Source organism: Streptomyces xantholiticus (assembly GCF_014651015.1).
Taxonomy (GTDB): Bacteria; Actinomycetota; Actinomycetes; order Streptomycetales; family Streptomycetaceae; genus Streptomyces; species Streptomyces xantholiticus.
Genome location: NZ_BMWB01000024.1, coordinates 83465 through 109585 on the forward strand (window position 1 = coordinate 83465; position 26121 = coordinate 109585).

Genomic DNA, 26121 nt, shown 5'->3' on the forward strand with positions numbered 1-26121 from the left:
GGGCCCCGAAAGACATGACGGTTCCCTTACGGCGGCGCGCCGGTCAGATCACCGGGGGCCGGCCCAGTCGGGCCATCAGCCAGACCGTGCTCCAGCGCATGGGACGCCGCTTCCCGCAGGGCTTGCGCACCCCTTCCGCGAACCCCCCGAACCACGCCCGCAGCCCCGGCGCGGACCTGGTGCGGGCCAGGGTGAGAGCCGTCCAGGCGCCCAGGTAGAGCGGCACCAGGAGTGCCGGCAGGTTCCGCTTCGCCAGCCAGACGCGGTTGCGGGCGGTCATCCGGTAGTAGACGCCGTGGCGGGTGGGCGCGGTCCGGGGATGCTGGAGCACCAGCTCGGGGGCGTAGAGGATCTTCCAGCCGTCGTCGAGGGCGCGCCAGGCGAGGTCGGTCTCCTCGTGCGTGAAGAAGAAGTCCTCCGGCCAGCCGCCCACCCGCTCCAGCATCCGCATCGACAGGGCGTGCCCGCCGCCGAGGAAGGTGGTCACCTGCCCGCCTCGCAGCGGATCGGTCCTGCCGATGCGCGGCACGTGCCGCCGCTGGGTGAAACCGGTCTCGTCGGCGATCCGGAAGCTGACGATGCCCAGCGCGTCGTCGGCGTCGTACAGGGCGGCGATACGGCTGAACACGTCCCGCTCGATCAGCAGTCCGTCGTCGTCGAGGTCGACGAGGACGTCGACGTCCCCGAACTCCCGCAGCCGTTCCATGGCCACGTTGCGCCCTCCGGACACCCCGAGGTTCTCCGGGAGTTCGACACCGGTGACGCCCGTCGGGAGTTCGGGCAGGGGCGCGCCGTTGGAGACGACGACCACACGTGTCGCGGGCAGATCCTGCGCAGCCACCGAGTCGAGCAGCGCCCGCAGTTCGGCTGGGCGCGTGCCCATGGTCAGTACGGCCACACCCACACGCGCTCGTGACACGTCCACGTCTCCATCCGTCGTTCCCTCACCGTCAGTGAGCCGTGAGCTTAACGGGATGCGTCAGGGAGGTGGACGCAGGCGAGCTTGTGGGGTGGTGCGTACGACGTCGAGGCCGGTGGTCCTGTCCCTGTCGGGCGACGGCGGGCTTCGACGGTTCTACGGGCGCCGCCATCCTGGGTCGCGGCCGGTCAGGGCCAGCAGGCGCTCGAAGTCGGATGCTCCTGCGCCGCCGTCCGGCAGCCGGAACTCCTCGCCGAAGGCGCCCATCCTCCGGCCCGTGGGGGCGAGCTCCCGGAAGGCGTCGAGCACCTCGGAGACGACGACCTGGTCGGGCGTGTACTGCTGTCCGGTGGCGCGGGCGAGGTCCCAGGCGTGCACGGTCAGATCGCCGAGGGCCATCCGGCCGATGACCCGGGCGGGGAGCCCCATCGCGCCCGAGGTGCCCTCTTCGGCACCGGGCGCCGCCCACGCCCTGACGAGCGCGGCCGTCTCGTCCGCGAAGGCGGTGCGCCAGTCGCCGTGCCCGACGTAGTCCGGTTCCGAGGAGAAGTCGGACTCCTGCTTCGCCGCCACTGCCTGGAAGTTGACCACCACCTGGAAGAGGTGATCGGCCAGTGCCTTCACGTCGTACGCAGTGCACGGAGTGGGGTGGCCGAGCTGCTCGTCGGTGATGCCCCGCACCACCGGGACGGAGCGCTCCGCCGCTGCTTCCAGCAGGCCGCTGATGCTTTTCGTCATGGGACCACCGTAGGCACGGCCACCGGGGCCGCGTATTGAAGAAACGCGCCACCGCCCCGTCCTAGGATCGGCACATGACCGGCCCGCGGCGCGACACCAGGGGCATCGTGGATGCCCGTGAGCTCTTCGCCCGCGTCCGCTTCCGTCGCCGCGCACCAGCGCCCGCCCTGCGCCCGTATCTCGAGCACTACTGGCTGATCGACTGGGACCTGGCCGCGCCGTACGCCTCCCATGTGGTGCCGCACCCGTCGGTGAACGTGGTCTTCCAGCAGTACGGTGACGAGCCTGCCTGGGCCGAGGTCGCGGGCATCGGCCTCGAGCTGTTCACACAGAAGCTGGCCGGACGGGGGCGGGTGTGCGGAATCAAGTTCCGGCCAGGCGGCTTCCGGCCGTTCGCCCCGCGGCGGCCGGTGTCCGACTGGACGGGTGAGCGGCTGCCGATCGGGGACGTACTGCTGCCGGACGCGGACGACGCGGCACGGCGCACCGCTGTTCGCGCGGTCGTCTGCCCGGACGAGGAGGACGCCCGGGTCGCCGCCCTGGACGCCTTTCTGCTGGCTCTCGATCCCCGGCCGGACCCGCAGGCGGTGCGCGCCATGGAGCTAGTGGACCGGATCCGTGACGACCGCTCCGTGCGGCGTGTCTCCGAACTCGCGGATGCGGAGGGCCTGTCGACCCGTTCCCTGCAGCGTCTGTTCGCGGCGTACGTCGGCGTGGGTCCCAAGTGGGTCATCCTGCGCTACCGCATCCACGAGGCGCTGGAGCGCGCGGAGGATGCCGGCGGACCGGCCGAGGACGTCGACTGGGCGGGGCTGGCCGGCGAGCTGGGGTACAGCGACCAGGCGCATCTCGTAAGGGACTTCACCGCCACGGTGGGCGTTCCCCCGTCGGCGTACGCCCGGGCCGAGCGGTAGGCAGCGCCGGGCCGCTGCCGGATCCGCGCCCTACAGTTCGGACATGGACGGCAATGCGACTCCGGTACGAATCGAACCCTGGTCGGAGGACGACCTCGGCCTGCTCCGCGCGGCGAACGCACCGGCGCTGATGGACCATCTCGGCGGCCCGGAGACGGAGGAGCAGCTCCTCACCCGCCATCGGCGGTACGTCGATCTGAGCGCCGACCGGACCGGCCGGGGCCGGATGTTCCGCATCGTCGTGGACAGCGGCGACGGGACGGGCGGCGAGGCCGCCGGAACCGTCGGCTTCTGGGAGCAGACCTGGGAGGACGAGCAGGTCTACGAGACGGGTTGGAGCGTGCTGCCCGGTTTCCAGGGCCGCGGGGTCGCGACGGCCGGGACGCTGGCGGTGGTCGAGGCGGCGAGGGCCGAGGGCAAACACCGCTTCCTGCACGCCTTCCCCTCCGTCTCCAACGGGCCGTCGAACGCGGTGTGCCGGAAGGCGGGATTCGTCCTCGTCGGCGAGTGCGACTTCGAGTACCCGCCGGGCAATCTGCTGCGCTCCAACGACTGGTGCCTGGACCTGGGGCCGATGCAGGGCTGAAGGGAGCACCAACCGGGGGCGAGTGGGAGCCGGGGAACCGACGATGCTTCCTCGTCGAATTAATCTGCGTGACGCAGCTTCTGTGTGGCACAGTCTAATGCAGCAAGTGACCCTTTCCGCTTCTGTAAGGACCTTTGTTCATGACCACCCTCGTCACCGGAAGCCGCGGCAAAGTCGGCTCCGCCCTCCTCACGCTCCTCCATCAGCAGGGCCTTCCCGTACGCGCCGCGTCCGCGAGCCCCGGCGATCTCTCGGCGCCCGCGGGCGTCGGGACCGTGCGGTGCGCGCTGGACGACCCCTCGACCTTTGGGGCAGCCCTCGACTCCGTCACATCCGTTTTCCTCTACGCCGAACCGGCGCACATCGACACCTTCGTCGCCGAGGCGCACGCGGCCGGTGTCGAGCACATCGTGCTGCTGTCGACCAGTTCGGTCATGGCCCCGGACGCAGCTGACAATCCGATCGCCGCGTCCCATCTCGCGGTCGAGCAGTGCCTGGCCGCCGGTCCCCTCGAGGCGACGCTGCTCCGCCCCGGAGCCTTCGCGGGCAACGCCCTCCAGTGGGCGGGAGCGCTGCGCTCGACCGGCGTGGTCGAGCTCCCGTACCCGGACAGCCACGGGGATCCGATCCACGAGTACGACATCGCGCGGGTCGCGTCGGCAGTGCTCACCCGGCCGGGGCTGCGCGGTGGTACGCACCATCTGACCGGTCCGCAATCGCTCACCTTCGCCGAGCAGATCGCGACCGTGGCGCGGGCCGCGGGCCGCAGGACGCCCGTCGACATCCGCAGAGTGACGCGTGAGGAGTGGCAGAAGTCCGTGTCCGACTACCTGCCGGGGGAGTTCGCACAGGCGCTGCTGGACTACTGGGCCTCGACGGAGGGTTCGCCCGCCGTCCTGACCCGGACCGTCGAGGAACTGATCGGCCGCCCTGCCCGCACCTTCGCCGAGTGGGCGGAGGAACACGCCGACGCCTTCCGGGCCGAGATGGCGGCCTAGAAAGAGCTGGCCGGTCCGGCGCGGCCGGTGACATGCTGGCGCTGTGAACAGACCGGAGATCACCATCGAGGTCGCCCCCGAGCTGCGGCTTTTCGTCCCGTCGGACTACCGCGCCGGGCACCGGCCCCTGGCCACCGACGGCTCCTCGACCCTCGGCCACGTCGTGGAGTCGCTGGGCGTGCCGCTGACGGAGGCGGGACGGCTTCTCGTCGACGGCCGTCAGGTGCCGGTCTCGCACGTCCCGGGCCATGGGGAGCACGTCGAGGTGCTCGGTGTGGCCCGCCCCCAGCAGGTCCCCGGCGCCCCGCTCCGCTTCCTGCTCGACGTCCACCTCGGCACGCTCGCCCGGCGGCTCCGCCTGCTCGGCGTCGACGCGGCGTACGAGAACGAGGACATCGGCGACCCCGCCCTCGCCGCCCTCTCCGCGAAGGAGCAGAGGGTGCTGCTCTCCCGGGATCGCGGGCTGCTGCGGCGCCGCGAGATCTGGGCAGGCGCGTACGTCTACAGCGACCGCCCCGACGACCAACTGCGCGACGTGCTGGAGCGTTTCGCCCCTGCGCTCGCCCCCTGGACCCGTTGTACCGCCTGCAACGGCCCGCTGAAGGAGGCCGACAAGGACGCAGTCCAGGAGCAACTGCAACAGGGCACGCAGCGCAGCTACGACGTCTTCGCCCAGTGCACCGCGTGCGGCCGCGTCTACTGGCGCGGCGCACACCACGCCCGCCTCGAGGCCATCGTCGCCGACGCCCTGCGCAGCGGCAGGGCGTGAGACTGCGGGACCGCGCCCGCAGGGCAGGTGCCGAGAGACCCGCCGGCTGAAGGTCCGGTGCCGGACAGCTGGAGGTCCAGTGCCCGGGGACCGGACGGCTGGAGGTCCGGAGCCGAGGGCACGCCAGTCGGAGGTCCGGTGCTCAGAGGTCCACTCCGCCGCCGCGCAGGCGCTCCACCTGGGCCGCCGACAGTTCTACCGTGCGGTGCATATGGCCGATGAGCAGGGCGATGTCCTTGTCGTCGTACTCGTCGAACATGGCCGTCCAGGGGCCGTTCAACCGCTGCCACAGTGCACCGAACTCCGCCATGCGCTCGGGCACCAGCCGCACCAGCACCCGTCGACGGTCATGGGTGTCGCGCTCGCGGGTGACATGGCCGGAGCGCTCCAGGCGGTCGACGAGGCGAGTGGCAGAGCCCGTGGTCAGGCCCGTCAGCTCGGCGATGCGGCCCGTGGTGACGGGCCCCGGCTCCAGGCTGAGGAGGTTCAGGCACTGCAGGTCGGTGGGGTGCAGTCGCAGGTGGTCGGCGACCGCCTGGTTGAACAGGGCGTAGGAAGCCATGTAACGGCGTGACGCGGTGCGCAGCTCACCCATCAGAGCGGCCCGCCCGGCACTCTCCGCCTTGTGTCGTGGCGCGTCCTTCTGCGTCATGCAGAGAGTGTAGGACGCAGGATCCGGGCCTCGGGGCCGCCCGTCGTCGGTTCCAGGGCCCCTCCCGTCGGCCGTCAGGGCCGCTTCCGTCGGCCGTCAGGGCCGCTCCTCCGTCAGATAGCGCTGCACCGTCGGGGCGAGCCAGCCGACTATCTCCTCGCGCGTCATCTCCACTGCGGGCGGCAGGCGCAGCACATACCGGGCCAGCGCCATGCCGAGTATCTGTGAGGCGATGAGCGCGGCCCGCCGCGGCGCCTCCGCGGGGTCGGGGCACAGGGCAACCGCAACAGGGCCCAGTTGGTCGCGGAAGATCGAGCGGGCACGCTCCGCGGCCGCATCGTGGGTGACGGCCGCGCGCAGCAGCGCCATCAGCACGTCGTCCTGCTCCCAACGGTCCAGGAAATGGGAGACGAGGACGGCACCGGCGTGGCGGGAGGGGAGCGCGCCCAGCTCCGGCAGGCGCAGGTCGAACTCGGAGGCGGCGGCGAAGAGCCCCTCCTTGTTCCCGTAGTAGCGCATGACCATCGAGGGGTCGATACCGGCGTCGCGGGCGATCGCGCGGATGGTGGCGCGCTCGTACCCGTCGGCCGCGAAGCGCTCGCGGGCGGCTTCAAGGATCGCGGCCCTGGTGGCATCGGAGCGGCGGGGGCCCGTCGGCACTTCGGTCGTCATACCAACAACTGTAGGCCAACAACTGTTGACACGCCAGAGAGCCTGGGCCTACATTTGCCAACAAGCGTTGACCAACGTCCGTTGACCAACGGCGCAGCCTTTCGAGCGCCCGGATCCAGGAGGCAGCCATGACCGGCACGCCGAGCACCGGAAGCACGGACCCCCGCCACCGCGGCACCACCGCCGCGCCTGCTCACCGGCCGACCATCCAGCCGGGCTTCGACACCGACGTCATCGTCGTCGGCGCCGGTCCCACCGGGCTGCTTCTCGCGGGCGACCTCGCGTCCGCGGGCGTCGGCGTCACGGTCCTGGAGCGCCGCCCCCACGAGACGAGCAACATCACCCGCGCCTTCGGAGTGCATGCCCGCACCCTGGAGCTGCTCGACGCCCGGGGCCTGGCCGACGAGTTGGTGAAGAAGGGCACGGAGATCACCGGCCTGCGGCTGTTCCGCCGCCTGTCCCTCGACCTGTCCCGGCTGCCCTCCCGCTTCCCGTTCCTCCTCATCACCCCGCAGTACGAGGTGGAGAAGCTGCTGGAGCGCCGCGCCGTGACCGCCGGTGCCACCTTCCGTCACGGAACGGAGCTCACGGGCCTGGACCAGTCCGGCGACTCGGTCACCGTCCGACTCCAGGACGCCTCCGGCACCCGCACCACCCTTCGCGCGCGTTACGCGGTGGGGACCGACGGCGTACGCAGCACCGTGCGAAAGGCGATCGGCCTGCCGTTCCCGGGTGTCTCCGTGATCAAGTCCATCGTGCTCGCCGATGTGAAGCTCACCGACGAGCCCGCGGACCTCCTCACGGTCAACGGCGCGGGGGACGCCTTCGCGTTCGTCGCCCCCTTCGGCGACGGCTGGTACCGGGTCATGGGCTGGAACCGCAGCCGCCAGGTGGCCGACAGCGAGCCCGTCGACCTCGACGAGGTGCGCGAGATCGCCCGCCGCGCCCTCGGCACCGACTTCGGCATGCACGACGCCCGCTGGATCTCCCGCTTCCACAGCGACGAGCGCCAGGCCCCCTCGTACCGCAAGGGCCGCGTCTTCCTCGCCGGCGACGCCGCGCATGTCCACTCCCCGGCCGGCGGCCAGGGCATGAACACCGGCCTGCAGGACGCGGCCAACCTCTCCTGGAAGCTCGCCTCGGCCGTCCAGGGCCGCACCGCCGATCCGGAAGCACTGCTCGACACCTACGAGTCCGAACGCCATCCGGTCGGCGCGGCGGTCCTGCGCAGCAGCGGCGCCATCGTGCGCCTCGCCATGGCACACACCCCGCTCCAGCGGGCGGGCCGCTCACTCGCGGCCCGCCTCCTGAGCTCGGTCCACCCCGCCGCCGCCAAGGCGCTGGGCATGATCTCCGGCATCGGCATTTCGTACGGCCGGCCGCGCGGCTCCCACCGCCTCACCGGCCGGCGCGCACCCGACCTGCGACTCGCGGAGGGACGGCTGTACGAACTGCTGCGCGAGGGCCGGTTCGTGCTCGTGGGCCCCTCCGGCGGGGCACCCGACGCCCCGGCCGCCCCCGGGCCCGTGCGAGAGGCCCACTGGACGACGGCCCGGCGCACCGCGCTGCTGATCCGCCCCGACGGTTACATCGCCTGGGCCTGCGACCACGGGACGCCGCGGTGACCGGCTCGCCCCGCCCCCGGTCAGGGCGTCAGAAGACGTACCGGTCGCCGGTGGCCGGCACCAGGACCTCGTGCTCGTCGTTGTGCCGGTCCCGGTCGCTCGCGCCGCCGTTCCAGGCCGTGCCGACCCGCACGACGACCTCCTGTGGAAGACCGGCCACCAGCAGCTCCAGGCCGACCTTGCGGCCCAGCCCGTCCGCTCTCAGCGGCCCCGTCGCGCAGAGCACGTCCCGCTCACCCGCGCGCAGACAGCCGCGCGGCAGCAGCGGCACACCGGCCGGTGCCACTGACAGGGAGAGCCGTACGGTCACGTCCTCCAGATCGGACGGCCCGTGGTTCCTTGTCGTCAGCGAGATCCTGAGCCGCCCGTCGCCCAGCGAGACATGGCCGTGGTGCGCCACATCGGACTCCGGTGCGACGGCCCCGCCGTCGGCACCGGCGCTCGCCGCTCCCGACCCCGTCATCAAGAACACCGCTGCCGCCCCCGCCGACAACGCCCTGCGCATCACAGACATAGCCAGAAGATACCTATTCGCCCGGAATCAGGTGTGATTGTCAGTCAGTTCCGGCGCGTCCTGCCCGATCTATTCTGGCGTCACGTCGATCAACTTCGATCACACGCGCAAGGAGCTGAGGCATGAGCACCGCTGGGCCCCCCGTCGCCGTCATCACCGGAGCAAGCAGCGGCATCGGCGCGGCCACCGGGCGTCAACTGGCCGCCGCCGGTTACCACGTCGTTCTCACCGCCCGCCGCAAGGACCGCATCGAAGCCCTGGCCGCCGAGCTCACCGACGCCGGCCACCACGCCATCGCCCACGCCCTCGACGTGACCGACCGCCCGGCCGTCGACTCCTTCGCCGCGGCCCTCGACCGCTGCGACGTCCTCGTGAACAACGCCGGCGGCGCCCTGGGCGCCGACCCGGTGGCCACCGGCGACCCCGCCGACTGGCGCCGCATGTACGAGGTCAACGTCATCGGCACGCTCAACCTCACCCAGGCGCTGCTCCCCGCCCTCACGGCGGGCGGCGACGGGACCGTCGTGATCCTCTCCTCCACCGCCGGCCTCGGCACCTACGAAGGCGGCGGCGGCTATGTCGCGGCCAAACACGGCGAACACGTCCTCGCCGAGACCCTTCGCCTGGAGATCGTCGGCACCCCGGTCCGCGTGATCGAGGTCGCTCCCGGCATGGTCAAGACCGACGAGTTCGCCACCACCCGCTTCCGCGGCGACACCGACAAGGCCGCCAAGGTCTACGCGGGCGTGGCCGAGCCGCTCACCGCGGACGACGTGGCCGACACCATCACCTGGGCAGTCACCCGGCCGCCCCACGTCAACATCGACCTGCTTGTCGTCCGCCCCCGGGCCCAGGCCTCCAACTCGAAGGTGCACAGGGAGCTGTGATGATCGACGCCCCCACCATCAAGCGCATCGCGGCCGAAGACCTGCCCACCGCAGCCGCCGGTCTCACCGCGCTCCTCCTCGACGCCGTGGACGACGGAGCCTCCGTGGGCTTCACCGCGTCCCTCAGCGCCGAACAGGCCGCCGACTGGTGGACGTCCCTCGCTCCCGACCTCACCGACGAACGCGTGATCCTCTGGGCCGCCCACGACGGCGGCCGGCTCATAGGCACCGTCCAGCTCAGATGCGAGACCTCCACCAACGGCCGCCACCGCGCCGAGATCGCCAAGCTCCTGGTCCACCGCGCCGCCCGCGGCCGCGGCACCGCCCGCCGACTCCTCACCACGGCCGAGGAGTTCGCCCGCACCGGCGGCCGCACCCTGCTGATGCTGGACACCCAGACCGGCAGCGCCGCCGAGAACCTCTACCGCGCAGCAGGCTGGACCGCGCTCGGCACCGTCTCCGACTACGCCGCCGACCCGTACGGCACACTGCGCCCGACCACGTTCTTCCACAAGGCCCTGCCGACCCCGAGCGCCTAGGAACGGGGGAATGCAGCACGCCCCGGACCGATCCGGTCCGGGGCGTGCCGGGAGAGGCGCGATGCGTTCCTCAGCCCTTCACACAGACGACCTGCTTCAGCTTCGCGACCACCTCGACCAGATCCCGCTGCTGGTCGATGACCTTCTCGATCGGCTTGTAGGCACCGGGGATCTCGTCCACGACACCCGAATCCTTGCGGCACTCGACGCCCCGCGTCTGCTCCTCCAGATCCCGCGCGGTGAAGCGCCGCTTCGCCGCGTTGCGGCTCATCTTGCGGCCGGCTCCGTGCGACGCGGAGTTGAAGGACGCCTCGTTCCCGAGGCCCTTCACGATGTACGAGCCGGTGCCCATCGAGCCCGGGATGATCCCGAAGTCGCCACTGCCGGCACGGATCGCACCCTTGCGGGTGACCAGCAGATCCATGCCCTCGTACCGCTCCTCCGCCACATAGTTGTGGTGGCAGCTGATCTCCTGCTCGAAGGTGACCTTGGCCTTCCTGAACTCCTTGCGGACCACTTCCTTGAGCAGTCCCATCATGACCGCGCGGTTGTACTTCGCGTACTCCTGCGCCCAGAAGAGATCGTTGCGGTAGGCGGCCATCTGCGGGGTGTCGGAGACGAACACCGCGAGGTCACGGTCGACGAGACCCTGGTTGTGGGGCAGCTTCTGCGCCTCACCGATGTGGTACTCGGCCAGTTCCTTGCCGATGTTCCGCGAACCGGAGTGCAGCATCAGCCAGACGGAGTCGAACGTATCGACACACACCTCTACGAAGTGGTTTCCGGAGCCCAGCGAGCCCATCTGCTTCGTCGCACGCTCCCGGCGGAACTTGACCGCGTCCGCGACCGTGTCGAAGCGGTCCCAGAGGTCGCCCCAGCCTGCCGCCTGAAGACCGAACACCCGGCCGGGGTCCACCATCTCGCCGTGCATGCCACGGCCCACCGGGATGGCCTGCTCGATCCTGGAGCGGAGCCGGGAGAGGTCGCCCGGCAGGTCGTTCGCGGTCAGCGACGTCTTCACCGCCGACATGCCGCAGCCGATGTCCACACCGACGGCGGCCGGGCAGACCGCCCCGTGCATCGCGATGACAGAGCCGACCGTGGCGCCCTTGCCGTAGTGCACGTCCGGCATGACGGCGAGGCCCTTGATCCACGGCAGCGTGGCCACGTTCCGCAGCTGCTGCATCGCGACGTCCTCGACCGTCGTCGGGTCGGCCCACATACGGATCGGGACCTTGGCGCCCGGCATCTCCACATAAGACATAACTACTCGATTCCCCCGAAATGGCTTCAAACGCAAAAGCCGTGACCAACAACCGTGAAAGACCCGACAGACCGGCGGCGACGGCAGCGTGTGCGATAGACATTGTGTCCATCGGCCTCCGACGGGCGGCAACCAGTTTTCGCCCCGACACCGGCACGGAGCAGACAGAGAGGAGCCCGGGCGTGCAACGAAAGGCGTACCTGCCCGGCGTGGCGGCGCTGCTCGCGGCGCTGGTCACCGGCTGTACCGCCGAGACCGGCGCCAAGAGCTCCGACATCGACGCCAAGGCCAACGGGGCCACGCCCGCCGTGGCGGCCCCCGGCAAGTACCGCACGCTCCTCGAGCCGTGCGGGGCCGTCGAGCCTTCCGCCCTGAAGGACCTGCTGCCCGGCACGGCGACGCTGCCCGAGGACCAGCAGCGGCAGGCGCTGCGCGGCACCGCAGGCGTCACCTACGACACGGACCGGCGGGTCGCGTGCAGCTGGCAGGGCGACTCCCCGAACGCCTCGCACCAGCTACGGGTCGACTTCGAGCGGGTCGTCTCCTACGACCCGGCCGTCAGCGACGACGACCGCGCGCAGGAGGTCTTCGCGACAAAGCTGGCGTCCGCCTCTGTCCCGATCGCGACCGCGCCCCCGCAGGAGCCTTCCGGCGAGGCGTCGGCGACGGACGCGGTGGGCGACGGCTCGCCGTCGCCCACCGCGGCTCCTGCGGGCGGCGGCGAGGCGGACGGCGCTGCGCAGCCCGGCGTGTCGACGGGCACTGCGGCCGGTTCCGCCACACCGGGCACGGCCGGCGTCCCGTCCTCGGGTGCCCCCACTGCGGGCCTCGAGCCGCGGGTGCTGGACGGCCTCGGCGATGCGGCGTTCATCGACGATGTGCTCGGCCGTGCCGGTTCCACGGCGCAGCGCCGCACCGTGAGCGTGGTGTTCCGCACATCGAACGTGATCGTCACCGTCGTGTACGGCGAGCAGCCGGCCTTGTCGACCGGGGTCCCCGACAGCAAGGAACTGCAGGAAAAGGCCCAGAGTCTGGCAAGGAAGCTGGCGGAGCAGTTCGACGAGTGAGCGGCTCCGCGGCCACTCACGTATCCGTCCGCCTTCGGGGGTCCGGCCCAATGACGTGCCGTGTCCGCGTACGGTGGCCTCGCCGAACCGACCGCTGAGCGGCCGCCGAGCCGGCCGCCGGGCCGGGCCGGCCGCCCGCCTGACCGAACGACCGCTGCCTGACCGAACGACCGACTGAAGGAACCATGCACCGTTCAGCCCCGCGACTCACCCGCATACTCGCCTGCGCCGCCGTCCCGGTGATGCTCGTCGTCGCAGGCTGCTCGTCGAACTCCGACGGCAAGTCCGAGGACTCGGCGTCCTCCGCCTCCCCCATCCCCGAGGCGAAGAAGTCCCCGACCGTCGCGCCCGCCAAGTTCGCCAAGCTGCCGGACCCGTGCGACTCGATCGGTGAGAAGACGATCGAGGACCTGGTGCCGGGCACGAAGACCAAGGGCGGCACGGACGGCAAGTCGTCGGACGTCTCACGTCGCGGCAGCTGTTCCTGGAACGGCCTGGACGACAACGGTGTGAAGGGCTCGCAGTACCGCTGGCTCGATGTCTCGTTCCTCCGCTACGACTCCGACGCATCCCTCGGGGTGAGCGCCGAGCAGCGCGCCGAGGAGTCGTACGAGAAGGAGATCGCGAAGGCCAAGGCGACCGAGGGCGCCAAGGACGTGAAGACGTCACCGGCCCCGGGCATCGGGGACGAGGCGACGACGGTCAACTTCCGGCTGCGGAAGACCGACGAGGACTTCACGTACGCCACGGTCGTGGCCCGCACCGAGAACGGTGTGGTGACCCTCACCTACAACGGCACGGGCTACGCCGGCGCGAAGAACCCCTCGACGTCCGACATCACGAAGGACGCCCTCAAGGCCGCGAAGGAGGCCGTGGCTTCGGTCACGACCGCCAACAAGTAAGTACACAAGTGCGTAACGCCGGGAGCCCGGACGGTCCGGCTCCGGTGGCATGTGCCAGGCTGTGCCCGCCGGTTCGGGAATCCGGTCCGGAATCGGGTCCAGGAATTGGGGAGGGTCGCGGGTGGCCGCGATGCAGCTGACACGTACGCACCGAGTGCTCATCGGGGTGGTGGTCGCGGGTGCGTTGATCATCGCCGCGATCGGCTTCGCGGGATCGTACGCCGCCGTGCGCGAGCTCGCCGAGCAGAAGGGCTTCGGCACCTTCTCGCTCGTCTTCCCCATCGGCATCGACGCGGGCATCTGTGTGCTGCTCGCACTGGACCTGCTGCTGACGTGGATGCGAATACCGTTCCCGCTGCTGCGCCAGACGGCCTGGCTGCTGACGTTCGCGACGATCGCGTTCAACGGCGCCGCGGCGTGGCCGGACCCGCTCGGTGTCGGTATGCACGCGGTGATCCCGATCCTGTTCGTGGTCGCGGTCGAGGCGGCCAGGCACGCGGTGGGCCGGATAGCCGACATCACGGCCGACAAGCACATGGAGGGCGTGCGCCTCACCCGCTGGCTGCTCTCCCCGGTCCCGACGTTCAAGCTGTGGCGGCGGATGAAGCTGTGGGAGCTGCGCAGCTACGAGCAGGTGATCAAGCTCGAGCAGGACCGGCTGATCTACCAGGCCCGGCTGCAGGCCCGTTTCGGGCGGTCGTGGCGGCGCAAGGCCCCGATCGAGGCGCTGATGCCACTGCGGCTCGCGAAGTTCGGCGTGCCGCTGGCGGAGACGGCCCCGGCGGGTCTGGCGGCCGCAGGCATCGAGCCGGTGCTGCTGCCGCCGGCTCCGGCGCAGCCGGAACTGCCGCGGGCCGTGGAGCTGTCGGCGGGCGCGGAGCGCGCCCATGAGCACGAGCCCCGGGCAGGCGGCGCCTTCTCGGACCCGGACGAGGCGCTGGACCAGGTCCGGGAGCACGCCCAGGACCAGGCTCTCGGGCAGGCCGACCCCGCCCTCTTCGAGAGCCCGTGGTTCGCGGCCTCGCAGGCTGCCCAGGAGGCGTACCAGGGGTCGTACAACCCCACGTTCGTCGAGGGCTTCGAACCCGTCCCCGTGCCGGTTCCGGCGGGCCCCGGCGGCCGTACCCGGCCGCTCGGACCAGGCCCTGAGCCGCAGAGGTACGAGCAGTACGCCGAGGACCGCCAGGAGCAGGGCCGGCCCCTGGTGGCCGACGAGCCGCAGCCGGGTCCTCATTCCGCCATCGAGGACGCCGAGTTCGCTGAGGCGGCGTACCCCGTGTTCACGGAGTACGTGGACGAGTACCAGGACTATCCGAGCGCCGACCGCCTCGACATACTGCTCGCCGACCGCCACGGGGTGCGCCACCCGCGCAGTGCGGCGCTGCTGCGCCAGCTGCTGCCCGGTTTCCAGAAGCGGCACCAGGCCGAGCTGGAGGCCGAGCACATCGCCTGAGCCGAGAACGGAGGGCCTGCCGGGCGCGCGGCTGCCGTGAGCCGGCCCACCCCGCTCCCGCCCGTTCCGGCACCCGGAGTTCTGCCTCGCAACACCGGGCGCAGGGTGACCGGCAGCAGATTTCGCGGGCGCCCGTCGCCTACTTGATCAGGGCGTTCGCGCCGATGATCACCAGGCCGATCAGCATGTCCAGGCCTCCAGCCCGGCACGAGGACGGCCATCCGTGCCCGGCGGTGCGGGCGGCCCAGGCACCCCAGCCGAACAGTGCGACGGCGTTGAACAGCAGGGCGACGTCCACAGCCGTGGCCTCCGCCCACCACCCGGCCACGGCGGCGAGCAGTATCCCCACCGTGGGCAGCACGACGGCGAGCAGCGGCCACTCGGCCAGCACCAGCCGCAGTCCGCTGGTGGTGGCTGATCCGTCGGCGGACGCACGCTGGGCGATGACGTGCGCGTACCCGTGGGCGGCGCCCGACGCCAGCGCGGTCATCAGTAGCCACAGCGCATCCGGACCGGGGTCCGCCTTCTCGCCCGTCGCGTCCAGTGCCGCGACCAGGGCGCTGGCCAGCACCAGTCCGTAGATGCCGCTGAACAGCGACTGCTCCGCCGGCCGGTGCCGCAGGATCCGCCTCGGCGCGACGCTCTCGGGGCGGACGTGGTCGGCGCGGTCGGCGCGGTCGGTCATCGCATCGCCTCGGTGCGGGAAGAGGGCCGGGTCCGGACATGCTCACCCGAGTGGTGTCGGGAAACACGTTGCCACGCGCTGCTCGCACGATTTTTGTGCCACAGGAGCCCGTGGGTGCGGTGGACGGTGGCGACCGAGGGGGCGTCGGTCCGTCGTCGCCCCGCGTTTCCCGCAGGGCGCCCCACCTCTGACGACCACCGGTCAGAACATGCACGGAACGGGCAAACCGCGAAGGGCCCTCGCCCCCGTGGGGACGAGAGCCCTCCGAAGGAGGCGACCGTCAGGCGGCCAGCAGCTTCCGCACCCGGTCCGCCCCGACCGCCAGCAGCAGCGTCGGCAGACGCGGGCCCGTCTCACGGCTGACCAGCAGCCGGTAGAGCAGGGCGAAGAAGGAGCGCTGGGCGACCTTCAGCTCCGGCGTCGGCTTGGCGTCCGGCTCCAGGCCGGCCATCACCTTCGGCACGCCGTAGACGAGTGTGGTCAGGCCGTCCAGCGACCAGTGGGTGTCGAGGCCGTCCAGCAGCAGGCGCAGCGACTCGCGGCCCTGGTCGTCCAGGGAGGCGAGCAGTTCGGAGTCCGGCTCGCCTCGGACCACGGTGCGCTGGTCGGCCGGGACCTGGGTGGTGATCCAGTTCTCGGCGCGGTCGAGCCGCGGCCGGACCTCGTCCAGCGAGTCGAGGGGGTTGGCCGGGTCGAGGTCGCTGAGGATGCGGATGGTCTGCTCGTCGTGGCCGGCGGTGATGTCGACGACCGAGGCGAGCGTGCGGTACGGCAGCGGGCGCGGTGTGCGCGGCAGTTCGCCGGCGGCGGTGCCGACGGCGCGGGAGTACGCGGCCGCGTCGGCGGGCAGCACCGTCCCGTCCTCGACCTTGGCGGCGAGCTTGTCCCACTCGTCGTAGAGCCGCTGGATCTCCTGGTCGAAGGCGATCTTGAAGGACTGGTTGGGCCTGCGGCGGGCGTAGAGCCAGCGCAGCAGCGGCGCTTCCATGATCCTCAGCGCGTCGGCCGGCGTCGGCACACCGCCGCGCGAGGAGGACATCTTGGCCATGCCGCTGATGCCGACGAAGGCGTACATCGGGCCGATCGGCTGGACGCCGCCGAAGACCTCGCGCACGATCTGACCGCCGACGACGAAGGAGGAGCCCGGCGAGGAATGGTCGACTCCGCTCGGCTCGAAGATCACGCCTTCGTAGGCCCAGCGCATCGGCCAGTCGACCTTCCAGACCAGCTTGCCGCGGTTGAACTCGCTCAGCCGGACGGTCTCGCCGAAGCCGCAGGACGTGCAGATGTACGACAGCTCGGTGGTGTCGTCGTCGTAGGAGGTGACGGTGGTCAGGTCCTTCTCGCAATGCCCGCAGTACGGCTTGTACGGGTAGTAACCGCCCGCACCGCCGCTGCCGTCGTCCTCAGCTGCCGCGCCGGAGCCCTCCGCCGCCTCGAGCTCGGCCTCGTCGACCGGCTTCTGCGACTTCTTGGCGGGGGCCTTCTTGGTGCGGTACTGGTCGAGGATCGCGTCGATGTCGGCGCGGTGCTTCATCGCGTGCAGGATCTGCTCGCGGTAGGCGCCCGCCGTGTACTGCTCGGTCTGGCTGATTCCGTCGTATGCGACGCCGAGCTCGGCGAGCGCCGACGTCATCGCGGCCTTGAAGTGCTCCGCCCAGTTCGGGTGCGCCGAGCCGGCGGGCGCGGGGACCGAGGTGAGCGGCTTGCCGATGTGGTCGGCCCAGGACTCGTCGATGCCCTCGACGCCGGCCGGCACCTTGCGGTAGCGGTCGTAGTCGTCCCACGAGATGAGATGGCGGACCTCGTGGCCGCGCCGCCGGATCTCGTCGGCGACCAGGTGCGGGGTCATGACCTCGCGGAGGTTGCCGAGGTGGATGGGGCCGGACGGGGACAGCCCGGAGGCGACGACGACCGGTTTGCCAGGCGCACGTCGCTCCGACTCGGCGATGACCTCGTCAGCGAAACGGGAGACCCAGTCGGTCTCGGTGCTGCTCTGAGCCACGGTCGGCACGTCCTTCTTTCTCAAAAGTTCGGTTCAGCTCGAAAGCCGGGGTTGGCCCCCTGCCATTCTCCCAGACGGAGGGGGTCCCTCCGGGCTTGCCCGTACGTAGCCCATTCTTTCGGGAAACGCCTTGCCTCTCCATGGGATACTTGACAGCCGCAACAGTCCCCCTGACAGGAACGGAAGCTCATGGCCTCGGTCCCTTCCCTCGCTTCGACCGTGCAGCAGCGCCTCGCGGACGCCCTCTCGGCAGCCCTGCCGGAGGCCGGAACCGCCGACCCGCTGCTGCGACGAAGCGACCGGGCCGACTTCCAGGCCAACGGCATCCTGGCGCTCGCGAAGAAGCTCAAGGGCAACCCGCGGGAGCTGGCGACCCAGGTGGTCACTGCGCTCAACAGCGGCTCCACGGCGGGCACCGGCGACGGCGACGTGGTCAAGGACATCGAGGTCTCCGGCCCCGGCTTCCTGAACATCACGATCACCGACAGGGCGATCACCGAGACGCTGGCCGCCCGTGCCGCGGACGAGCGCCTCGGCGTACCGTACGCGGCGGACGCCGGCACCACGGTCATCGACTACGCCCAGCCGAACGTGGCCAAGGAGATGCACGTCGGTCATCTGCGGTCCGCGGTGATCGGTGACGCGATGGTGCAGATCCTGGAGTTCGCGGGCGAGAAGGTGGTCCGCCGCCATCACATCGGCGACTGGGGCACCCAGTTCGGCATGCTCATCCAGTATCTGATCGAGCACCCGCACGAGCTGGACCACAAGGACGGGGTCTCCGGCGAGGAGGCGATGTCCAACCTCAACCGGCTCTACAAGGCCGCGCGCGCCGTCTTCGACACCGACGAGGAGTTCAAGGCACGCTCGCGCGACCGCGTGGTGCAGCTCCAGTCCGGTGACGAGGAGACCCTCGCGCTGTGGCAGAAGTTCGTCGACGAGTCGAAGATCTACTTCAATTCGGTCTTCGAGAAGCTCGACATGGAGATCCGCGACGCCGACGTCGTCGGCGAATCCGGTTACAACGACATGCTCGACGAGACCTGCCGCATCCTCGAGGAGTCGGGTGTGGCCGTGCGCTCGGAGGGCGCGCTGTGCGTCTTCTTCGACGATGTGAAGGGCCCGGACGGGAACCCGGTCCCGCTGATCGTGAAGAAGTCCAACAACGGCTACGGCTACGCCGCCACCGACCTCTCCGCGATCCGCAACCGGGTGCAGAGCCTGGACGCGAACACCCTGCTGTACGTCGTGGACGCCCGCCAGTCCCTGCACTTCAAGATGGTCTTCGAGACCGCGCGCCGGGCCGGCTGGCTGAACGACAAGGTCAAGGCGCACCAGCTCGCCTTCGGCACGGTCCTCGGCAAGGACGGCAAGCCGTTCAAGACCCGTGAGGGCGAGACGGTGCGGCTGGTCGACCTGCTCGACGAGGCGATCGACCGGGCGACGTCCGTGGTGCGCGAGAAGGCCGAGAAGGTGGGCCTGTCCGAGCAGGAGATCGTCGAGAACGGCCGTTATGTGGGCATCGGCGCGGTGAAGTACGCCGACCTGTCGACGTCCGCGGTGCGCGACTACAAGTTCGACCTGGACCAGATGGTGTCGCTGAACGGCGACACGTCGGTGTACCTCCAGTACGCGTACGCCCGTGTCCAGTCGATCAAGCGCAAGGCCGGCGAGCGGCGTCCCGTCGCCCACGCCGACTTGCCGCTCGCCCCGGCGGAGCGGGCGCTCGGTCTGCACCTGGACCAGTTCGGCGAGGTGCTGGCCGAGGTCGCGTCGTCGTACGAGCCGCACAAGCTGGCCGCGTACCTGTACCAGCTGGCGTCGCACCTGACCACGTTCTACGACCAGTGCCATGTGCTCAGCGACGACAACGCTCCCGAGGTCGTGGAGAACCGCCTCTTCCTCGTCGACCTCACCGGCCGCACGCTCCACCAGGGCATGGCGCTGCTCGGCATCCGTACGCCCGAGCGACTCTGATCACACGACTGCGCACACCGGCCGGACGAGTCAGCGAGCCACCCACTCGCTCTTGTCCGGCCAGTAGTCGTACAGGGGGCGGCCCTCGATGGCGCTGACACGGAACGGGCTGCCGCCGTCGTCGATGCGGACGGTGCCGCTGCGGTCACCACTGCTCCAGGCGACCTCCAGGTACCAGCTGACGTCGTGGCCCTCGGTGTGGACGTCGAAGTTGAGGACCTGCGGGTCGTTCGACGCCACCTTGTAGGGGAAGTCCTTGGCGGGCACGGTCAGATCGCCGTCCGTCCCCGCGACGGGCTTCGCGACGGGACGGCCGGCGTCGAGGTCGATGTCGAAGGTCCGCGGGGTGACTCCGCTGCCGCATCCCTCGCCCATCGAGTACGCCGGCCGGGCGAGGGCCGCGCCTCGCGCCACGGTCCGTACGTGCACGGCGCTGATGACGACCGAGTCCTGTGTCCGGCCGGTCGCGGTCAGTTGGAGATGCATCCGGCCCGCGTCGATGCCGCCGAGCGCGCGGGCCCAGCTGCGGTGGTCCTGCGGGGCGGGCGGCGGCGGGACTCCGTCCGGCTTCCGGTCGAGCAGGTAGTACTGGCCGCACGGCGAGTCCCAGTTGTACGAACTGATCCCGACGCGCAGCGGCACGCCGCCGTCCGGGGGGTCGCCCTGTCGGCCGGTCTTCGCGGACGGGTTCGTGCTCCCCCGGGAGGCGCTCGGTGCCGGGCGGCGGCTGCTGCTGCTGCTCGGTAACGCGCTCGCCGAGACCGGGGCGGAGGCCGGGGCGGAGGCCGCGCCGGAAGCGGAACCGGGGGCAGCGCTCCCCGTGGGGTCCACGGCTTCGGCGGGTGCCCTGTCCTTGCCCTCCGCGCCGCCGGAGCCGCTGCCGTTGCTCGCGACGACGGCCACCGGCACGGCGAGGACGACAACGGCGGATGCTGCGAGCGCCACGAGGAGGCGTTTGCGCCGGGAGCCGTCACCGGGCCGGGTGCCGACCGCGTCGGCGGGCTGGGAGCCGTCACCGGGCGGGGTGCCGACCGCGTCGCCGGGCCGGGTGCCGACCGCGTCGGCGGGCGGGAGTTCGGGCTGTTGGGCAGCGGAGGCGCTCCGGGGCTCGGGCGGGTCGGCCGTTTCGGCACCGGTCCCGCCGGCCGCCGCAGCCGCCGTGTCCGTCCCGGCCCGTCCTCGCCGGCGCGCCTCGTCGGCGAGGATCCACCGCCGATGAAGATCGACCAACTCCTCGCGCTGCGCACCGCAAAGCCGCGCAAGTCGTTCCAGGGGAGCGAACTCGGCCGGAACGGCGTCACCGTTGCAGTAGCGGTGCAGGGTCGACGTGCTCACGTGCAGCTTGCCGGCCAGCACTCCGTAGCTGAGTTTCGAGCGGTCCTTCAACCGCCGCAGCACGGCTGCGAGCTCCTCGGCCTCCGGCGTCGTCGCCACCGCTGCTCTCCCCCGCCTCTTCGCCACCGCCGCGTCCCGGAACGGCGTTCCAGGGATGGGCTTTCCGCCCAGGTCAGAGTAAGCGCAGGCGTTCCAGCATCCCCAATGGTTCATGGGGCGTTGCGGCCGGAATCGGCCCCCGCCCAACCTGTGATCACGCCGCAAGGCACCGACAGAGGCACGACCTTCCAACGGGGAGAACGACCACCATGCGCACCAGGCTCATCCGCTCCACCGGCTTCGCCGCCACCGCCCTGATCGCGGCCCTCTCGCTCACGGCCTGCCAGAACGAGGAAGGCGCCCGGGACGAGGGAGCGGCGCCCTCCGTGAGCGCCACCGGCACACAGAAGCCGTCACCGCTCACGACATCGGACCCGGCCGGGCGGAAGAGTCCCTCGGTGGACGCGCCGGCCGGCAACGGCGGGAGCAGCAAGGGCGGTGGCAGTGGAGACGGAAGCGGAAACAAGGGCTCCACGGCGGCCCCCGGCTCCGGCTCAGGTGGTGGGTCCGAGGAATCCGGCCCCGTCATGACCGCCTGCGGTGCGAACGTGAAGGTCACCTACAGCGCCGTGCGCCGCCCCCTCAACCACGCGCTGCTCACGATGACGAACACCGGCTCCAAGTCGTGCAACGCCTACCATGCGCCCCTGCTGCGCTTCGACGAGGCGCAAGCAGCCACCGCTATCGACGTCCACAGCAGGCCGCAGGCCGTCGTCACCCTCGCCCCCGGGGACTCCGCCTACGCGTCCGTCATGCTGTCGGCGGCCGACGGCAGCGGGAACAACGGCCGCACGGCGGCGAAGCTCGCGGTGAGCTTCGCGCCGCGCAGCGGCTCGGGCTCGACGAACGCCGCACCGGCCGTGATCGACCTGCCGGCCGGGACGTACACCGACACCACCACGAGCGTCAGCTATTGGCAGAGCTCGATGGACGACGCCCTCATGTACTGACCCGACGGGCGGCAGCGAGCCGCCGACCGGTCAGCGGACGATGTCGCGCGAGGGCCGCCCGGCCGCATCGTCGATCTCCGTGTGGGCCTTCTGCAGCAACTGGGAGGCGAGGTCCATCAGGGCGCGTGCGCCCGCGATCTCCTCGCCGACCAGCAGCTGCGGTTCGTCGGACCGGTGGCGGTTCGCATTTCCGTGACCGCGGTACTCCGTGCCGTCACCGAGCCTCACCATGGCGGCCGCCCTCGTCCGGTCGCCGTCTTCCTTGAACTCCATCTCGATGTGCCATCCGACGAGTGTCTTCATGGCTGATCACCTCCAGCGGTACCCCTTCAAGGGTGCGCCGCGCGGTCACTGATCGCGACCCGTCACCTGATGCTCCTTCGGGCCTCGCGCTCTCCCGCTGCTCGCGCGTCTTCGCGGACGAGGATCGACCGGACATCCATGTCCCGGTGTACTCCGGCGCGGTCGGCTCTCCCGCAGCACACCGTCGCAGACCGTCCCCGGCCGTCTCGCTCCCGACAGCCGCCTTGCCCGCGCAGGGCGATGGGCACGCCCTGGCCGACGCCAGGACTGCGAACTTACCCGCGAGTCATTATTGGTCTATACCTTGACTCGATCATGCCAATCGCGCTTGAGTGTGCCCACAGCCCCCCACGGCGGCCGAGCCCGGAGTGCAACTACCGCTCGGGGTAAGGCCGTTGCGCTCAAAGGAGTGATCGAGTGCTGAGAACACGTCTCATGGCCCTGCTGGTCGCGATCCTCGCCACCACCGGCCTCGCCGCGGTCCTGATGCCCTCCGCGTCCGCGGCCCCCGCGGCCACCGTCTGCGACACCGCTCCGAACTGGCAGCAGGGCGCCTGGTACACGACTGGCAACGTTGTCAGGTACGACGGCTCGTACTACATAGCCGAGCACGACAACCCCGGCTACAGCCCGACGATCAGCACCTGGTACTGGGACCCGTACACGTGCGGCGGCGGCGGAACCCCCTCCCCGTCCGGCTTCGTGGTCAGCGAGTCGCAGTTCAACCAGATGTTCCCGAACCGGAATTCCTTCTACACCTACAGCGGTCTCACGGCGGCCCTGAGCGCCTACCCCGGCTTCGCCAACACCGGCAGCGACACGGTGAAGAAGCAGGAGGCCGCGGCCTTCCTCGCGAACGTCGGTCACGAGACCGGCGGCCTGGTCCACGTCGTCGAGCAGAACACCGCCAACTACCCGCACTACTGCGACTGGAGCCGGCCCTACGGCTGCCCGGCCGGCCAGGCAGCGTACTACGGCCGCGGGCCGATCCAGCTCAGCTGGAACTTCAACTACAAGGCCGCGGGCGACGCACTCGGCATCGACCTGCTGAACAACCCGTGGCGGGTCCAGAACGAGGCCGCGGTCGCCTGGAAGACGGGCCTTTGGTACTGGAACACCCAGACCGGCCCCGGCACGATGACCGGCCACAACGCCATGGTCAACCAGGCCGGCTTCGGCCACACCATCCGCTCGATCAACGGCTCACTGGAGTGCGACGGCAAGAACCCGGCGCAGGTCCAGAGCCGCGTCGGCAAGTACCAGCAGTTCGCGCAGATCCTGGGCGTGCCGACCGGCGGGAACCTCTACTGCTGAGGCCGCCCCGCCACTGAACGGGCCGCGGACCGGGGAGACTTCGTCCCCCGGCCGCGGCCGCACCATGTCACGCCGGCCCCAGGCAACCCACAGGATCCTCTCCCCGTCCTCCGAGGTCGAGAGGCGCCCGCAGACCAGGGTGCCCGAGAAACGGGGTCGAGGAGGGGGAACGTTGATACGTACCCGGAAGACATGGGTCACCGCGGCAGCGGTACTCACGATGGCGGTGGTGTCGCCCGCGGTGGCGCACGCCGCGCCGCAGCCACCCGGCAGCCCGCCCGCCGCGGTGGCCGACGACAACGAGGGTCTGCCGTCCGGCTGGAGGATCACGAACACCGCCGGGCAGAACACACTGGAGTGGCGTTCACCGCGGCCCGTGCCCGCGGGCGACGCCCGGGTGGAGTTCCACGCCGACGGCAAGCTGGTCGGCGTACCCGAACCCGAGAACGACGGCCGGACCTTCCGGCTGCCCCTGGACGACGCGCGCACAGCGGACCTGGCTGACCTCCAGGTGCTGGCGGCGGGCCGGCGGCTCGACCAGGAGGCGGACGGCGCTCGCGACCGGCGTTCCCCGCCGCCCGCCGCCAAGCCTCCCGCCGAGCTCCCCGCGGGCTCCGTCGACCCCGGCAGGCCCGGCAAGTACCGCACGACCACCGGCGAGTACGCGCTCGACGCGGTCCGCCTGCCCGGCTTCCCCGCACCCGTGGAGATGCGCGGCGTCGTCGTCGCGCCGAAGGGCGCCACCGGCAAGAGCCCGGTCGCGCTGTTCCTGCACGGCCGGCACGCCACCTGCTACGTCCCCGGCAAGGACGACGAGGTCACCATCGACTGGCCCTGCGCCAAGGGTGCCGAGCCGATCCCGAGCCACCGGGGCTATCTGCGCGACCAGCAACTGCTGGCCTCCCAGGGCTATGTGACCGTCTCGATCTCCGCCAACGGCATCAACGGCCAGGACGGGGAAGCCGAGGACGGCGGCGCCCAGGCACGCTCCTCGCTGGTGCGGCAGCACCTTGCCCGCTGGGCCGACTGGGCCGCGAACCCGGCCACGGCACCGGAGGCAGTACGCAAGGGGCCGAAGGCCGACCTGTCCCGCGTGCTGCTCGTCGGACACTCGCGCGGCGGTGAGGGCGTCAACCGTGCGGCCATGGACAGCCTGTACCCGGCCCCGGCCGGTCAGGACGGCTACCGCGGCAAGGTGCGCTGGCACATCCGCGGGACCGTGCTCATCGGCCCGACGATCTTCGGCCAGAACCCGGTGCCGGACGTCCCGTCGCTGACGATCCTGCCGGGATGCGACGGCGACGTCTCCGACCTCCAGGGCCAGGTGTACGCCGACGGCACCCGCGGTGTCAGCAGGGGCAAGGCGCTGCACAGCGCGGTCTACATGGTCGGCGCGAACCACAACTACTTCAACAGCGAGTGGACGCCGGGCCAGGCGCAGGCACCCGCCGACGACGATTTCTGGCACGACCCGGAGCAGCCCGACCCGGTCTGCTCACCCGGCACCGCGACCCGGCTGACCGCCGACCAGCAGCACCGGGCGGGCGCCACCTACATCGCCGCTGCCGCCCGGCTGTTCGTCGCCGGGGACGACCGGGTGCGTGAGCTGCTCGACGGCACCGGCCGCCGTGCCCCCTCCGCCGACCCGGCGCGTGTCCTGACCCACGGGGTCGGCGCGAACCGGGGCTCCGGTTTCCTCCCCGACGGCTCGGTGAAGGTGACCGGCGGACGGCTGTGTTCCGCCGTGGACCCCGACCCGCGCACTGCCTGCCTGAATCCGGAGGCCGGCGGCTCCTCGCCGCACTTCGCACACTGGCAGCCGGACCGTGAGACCGGCCGCCGTGCCGTGGCGCTGCGCTGGTCCGCGCCGGGCTCTGCGGTGAAGGTCCGACCGGAGAAGCCGCTCTCCGTGCGCGGCGCCAAGGGCCTCGCGCTGCGCGTCTTCGTGCCGCCGAACACCACCGGGACGCAACTGGACGTGTCCGTCACCGACGACTCCGGCAAGCGGGCGAACCTCGGCCGCGTCCGGGTGGACGGCCTGCCGGGCAGCGACCGTACCGCCTCCTACTGGGCGCGCGAGGTCCGTGTACCGCTCTCCGCCGCCGCTCGCGCCGGACTCGACCTGCGCCGAATCGCCTCCCTGGAGCTGATCCCGCGCAGCCGCTCCGGCCAGGCGTGGCTGATGGACGCCTGGGCATGGGGCCCCGGCACGCCTGCCGTGCGCGAGGCCCCGCTGGCCCGCATCGACATCGGCCGGCTGAAGGTCAAGGAGGGCGACTCGGGCGTCCGCACGTACCAGGTGCCGGTACGCGTGTCCGGCAAGGGCGGCGGCACGGTCCGGCTGTACGTCCTCGACCCCGCCACCGGTCAGGCGAAGCACCGGCTGGTGAGGGTAGGGCCGGGCGGCAGCGGCATCGACATACAGGTGAAGGTGAAGGGCAACACGCGGTACTCCTGGGACGTGGCCAACGACGTGCTCGTCAAAGCGGTCCGCGGGACCGTCGTCGGCACGTACTCCGGCGGGGTCACCGCGGAGAACGACGACCCGATGCCCAAGATCACCGTGAAGCCCGTCGCCGACAAGGTGACGGAGGGGCAGCCGCTGAAGTGGCAGATCGCCCTCTCCGCGCCCGCCGACGTGGAGATGTCGTCGACACTCCGGTTCGTGGGCGTCCCGGGCCGCCCGGAGCTGTCCACCAAGGACGTCGACCGGCAGTGGCTGCTGGACATGATCGGCGAGGTCCCCGCCGGTGAGGTCCCGCTGTCCCGGCTGGAGTACGCCTACCTGTGGGCGTCCGTACCAGCCGGCAGGACCACCGCGGAGGTGACCGTGCCCACGGTCGGCGACCGGGTGGCAGAGCCGGCGGAGTACGTGGGCCTCCAGCCCGTCGACGACGAGGGCCGGCCGCAGGGCACGGCCCTCACCGGCGCGGTGACCGACGCACCGTAGCCCC

At 71.2% G+C, this 26121-nt stretch carries 24 protein-coding genes; 14 read left to right on the forward strand and 10 right to left on the reverse strand.

Annotation, left to right across the window (positions count from 1 at the left end; translation table 11 throughout):
• Positions 1 to 43: 43 nt before the first annotated feature.
• Both IE198_RS28120 and IE198_RS28125 read right to left on the reverse strand, forming a co-directional pair.
• A complete protein-coding gene (locus IE198_RS28120) occupies positions 44 to 919 on the reverse strand; it encodes a glycosyltransferase family 2 protein (protein WP_189891553.1) in 876 nt (291 codons plus the stop codon).
• A 156-nt stretch (positions 920 to 1075) separates the two neighbouring features.
• A complete protein-coding gene (locus tag IE198_RS28125) occupies positions 1076 to 1657 on the reverse strand; it encodes a TIGR03086 family metal-binding protein (RefSeq protein ID WP_189891555.1) in 582 nt (193 codons plus the stop codon).
• Positions 1658 to 1731: 74 nt separating this feature from the next.
• Here IE198_RS28125 and IE198_RS28130 point away from each other — a divergent pair, with 74 nt between their 5' ends.
• From IE198_RS28130 to IE198_RS28145, 4 genes are all read left to right on the forward strand, one after another.
• The gene (locus IE198_RS28130; RefSeq protein WP_189891557.1) at positions 1732 to 2571 is read left to right on the forward strand and encodes a helix-turn-helix domain-containing protein; all 840 of its coding nucleotides are present in this window, start codon (positions 1732 to 1734) and stop codon (positions 2569 to 2571) included.
• Positions 2572 to 2614: 43 nt separating this feature from the next.
• On the forward strand, positions 2615 to 3157 hold the full coding sequence (locus IE198_RS28135; RefSeq protein WP_189891559.1) for a GNAT family N-acetyltransferase: 543 nt from the start codon (positions 2615 to 2617) through the stop codon (positions 3155 to 3157).
• Between the two features lie 140 nt (positions 3158 to 3297).
• Positions 3298 to 4155, forward strand: a complete 858-nt coding sequence (locus IE198_RS28140; protein ID WP_189891561.1) for an NAD(P)H-binding protein — start codon at positions 3298 to 3300, stop codon at positions 4153 to 4155.
• Between the two features lie 43 nt (positions 4156 to 4198).
• Positions 4199 to 4924: a Mut7-C RNAse domain-containing protein gene (locus IE198_RS28145; protein WP_189891564.1), complete on the forward strand. Its 726-nt coding sequence runs from the start codon at positions 4199 to 4201 to the stop codon at positions 4922 to 4924.
• Between the two features lie 142 nt (positions 4925 to 5066).
• Here the strand turns inward: IE198_RS28145 and IE198_RS28150 are convergent, their stop codons facing one another.
• Both IE198_RS28150 and IE198_RS28155 read right to left on the reverse strand, forming a co-directional pair.
• A complete protein-coding gene (locus tag IE198_RS28150; protein ID WP_189891566.1) occupies positions 5067 to 5576 on the reverse strand; it encodes a MarR family winged helix-turn-helix transcriptional regulator in 510 nt (169 codons plus the stop codon).
• A 96-nt stretch (positions 5577 to 5672) separates the two neighbouring features.
• On the reverse strand, positions 5673 to 6248 hold the full coding sequence (locus IE198_RS28155; protein ID WP_189891568.1) for a TetR/AcrR family transcriptional regulator: 576 nt from the start codon (positions 6246 to 6248) through the stop codon (positions 5673 to 5675).
• A 128-nt stretch (positions 6249 to 6376) separates the two neighbouring features.
• On the opposite strand from IE198_RS28155, the gene IE198_RS28160 reads away from it, so the two are divergent.
• Positions 6377 to 7873, forward strand: coding sequence for an FAD-dependent monooxygenase (locus tag IE198_RS28160; RefSeq protein ID WP_189891570.1), 1497 nt, complete (start codon positions 6377 to 6379; stop codon positions 7871 to 7873).
• 28 nt (positions 7874 to 7901) lie between these two features.
• Here the strand turns inward: IE198_RS28160 and IE198_RS28165 are convergent, their stop codons facing one another.
• Positions 7902 to 8387: an HU family DNA-binding protein gene (locus IE198_RS28165; protein WP_189891572.1), complete on the reverse strand. Its 486-nt coding sequence runs from the start codon at positions 8385 to 8387 to the stop codon at positions 7902 to 7904.
• A 122-nt stretch (positions 8388 to 8509) separates the two neighbouring features.
• Between IE198_RS28165 and IE198_RS28170 the strand changes: the two genes are divergently transcribed.
• Positions 8510 to 9274 carry an SDR family NAD(P)-dependent oxidoreductase gene (locus IE198_RS28170; RefSeq protein WP_189891574.1) on the forward strand — a complete coding sequence of 255 codons (765 nt, stop codon included), beginning with the start codon at positions 8510 to 8512 and terminating at the stop codon, positions 9272 to 9274.
• Complete coding sequence (locus IE198_RS28175) at positions 9274 to 9813, forward strand: GNAT family N-acetyltransferase (protein WP_189891576.1); 540 nt, start codon at positions 9274 to 9276, stop codon at positions 9811 to 9813. The genes IE198_RS28170 and IE198_RS28175 overlap by 1 nt, the downstream gene beginning before the upstream one ends.
• Positions 9814 to 9883: 70 nt before the next feature.
• Here the strand turns inward: IE198_RS28175 and IE198_RS28180 are convergent, their stop codons facing one another.
• Positions 9884 to 11077 carry an RtcB family protein gene (locus IE198_RS28180; RefSeq protein ID WP_189891578.1) on the reverse strand — a complete coding sequence of 398 codons (1194 nt, stop codon included), beginning with the start codon at positions 11075 to 11077 and terminating at the stop codon, positions 9884 to 9886.
• Positions 11078 to 11259: 182 nt separating this feature from the next.
• On the opposite strand from IE198_RS28180, the gene IE198_RS28185 reads away from it, so the two are divergent.
• The 3 genes from IE198_RS28185 to IE198_RS28195 all read left to right on the forward strand — a co-directional run bounded on the left by IE198_RS28185 (position 11260) and on the right by IE198_RS28195 (position 14499).
• A complete protein-coding gene (locus IE198_RS28185) occupies positions 11260 to 12144 on the forward strand; it encodes a DUF3558 domain-containing protein (RefSeq protein WP_189891580.1) in 885 nt (294 codons plus the stop codon).
• 185 nt (positions 12145 to 12329) lie between these two features.
• Complete coding sequence (locus IE198_RS28190; RefSeq protein ID WP_189891582.1) at positions 12330 to 13046, forward strand: DUF3558 family protein; 717 nt, start codon at positions 12330 to 12332, stop codon at positions 13044 to 13046.
• 121 nt (positions 13047 to 13167) lie between these two features.
• Positions 13168 to 14499, forward strand: coding sequence for a DUF2637 domain-containing protein (locus IE198_RS28195; RefSeq protein WP_189891585.1), 1332 nt, complete (start codon positions 13168 to 13170; stop codon positions 14497 to 14499).
• A gap of 139 nt (positions 14500 to 14638) precedes the next feature.
• On the opposite strand, the gene IE198_RS28200 is transcribed toward IE198_RS28195, so the two are convergent.
• Both IE198_RS28200 and lysS read right to left on the reverse strand, forming a co-directional pair.
• The gene (locus IE198_RS28200; RefSeq protein ID WP_189891587.1) at positions 14639 to 15184 is read right to left on the reverse strand and encodes a hypothetical protein; all 546 of its coding nucleotides are present in this window, start codon (positions 15182 to 15184) and stop codon (positions 14639 to 14641) included.
• Between the two features lie 280 nt (positions 15185 to 15464).
• Positions 15465 to 17198, reverse strand: a complete 1734-nt coding sequence (gene lysS, locus IE198_RS28205) for a lysine--tRNA ligase (RefSeq protein WP_189891588.1) — start codon at positions 17196 to 17198, stop codon at positions 15465 to 15467.
• A 180-nt stretch (positions 17199 to 17378) separates the two neighbouring features.
• On the opposite strand from lysS, the gene argS reads away from it, so the two are divergent.
• Positions 17379 to 19166, forward strand: a complete 1788-nt coding sequence (gene argS / locus IE198_RS28210) for an arginine--tRNA ligase (protein ID WP_189891590.1) — start codon at positions 17379 to 17381, stop codon at positions 19164 to 19166.
• A 30-nt stretch (positions 19167 to 19196) separates the two neighbouring features.
• Here the strand turns inward: argS and IE198_RS28215 are convergent, their stop codons facing one another.
• Positions 19197 to 20600, reverse strand: a complete 1404-nt coding sequence (locus IE198_RS28215) for a helix-turn-helix domain-containing protein (protein ID WP_229834404.1) — start codon at positions 20598 to 20600, stop codon at positions 19197 to 19199.
• A gap of 209 nt (positions 20601 to 20809) precedes the next feature.
• Here IE198_RS28215 and IE198_RS28220 point away from each other — a divergent pair, with 209 nt between their 5' ends.
• Positions 20810 to 21550, forward strand: coding sequence for a DUF4232 domain-containing protein (locus tag IE198_RS28220; RefSeq protein ID WP_189891595.1), 741 nt, complete (start codon positions 20810 to 20812; stop codon positions 21548 to 21550).
• A 30-nt stretch (positions 21551 to 21580) separates the two neighbouring features.
• On the opposite strand, the gene IE198_RS28225 is transcribed toward IE198_RS28220, so the two are convergent.
• The gene (locus IE198_RS28225) at positions 21581 to 21853 is read right to left on the reverse strand and encodes a DUF1876 domain-containing protein (protein WP_100108473.1); all 273 of its coding nucleotides are present in this window, start codon (positions 21851 to 21853) and stop codon (positions 21581 to 21583) included.
• Between the two features lie 435 nt (positions 21854 to 22288).
• On the opposite strand from IE198_RS28225, the gene IE198_RS28230 reads away from it, so the two are divergent.
• Complete coding sequence (locus IE198_RS28230) at positions 22289 to 23167, forward strand: chitinase (RefSeq protein ID WP_189891655.1); 879 nt, start codon at positions 22289 to 22291, stop codon at positions 23165 to 23167.
• A gap of 172 nt (positions 23168 to 23339) precedes the next feature.
• Positions 23340 to 26117 (forward strand): alpha/beta hydrolase family protein, encoded by a 2778-nt coding sequence (locus IE198_RS28235; protein ID WP_189891597.1) that lies wholly within the window; start codon positions 23340 to 23342, stop codon positions 26115 to 26117.
• Positions 26118 to 26121 lie beyond the last annotated feature (4 nt).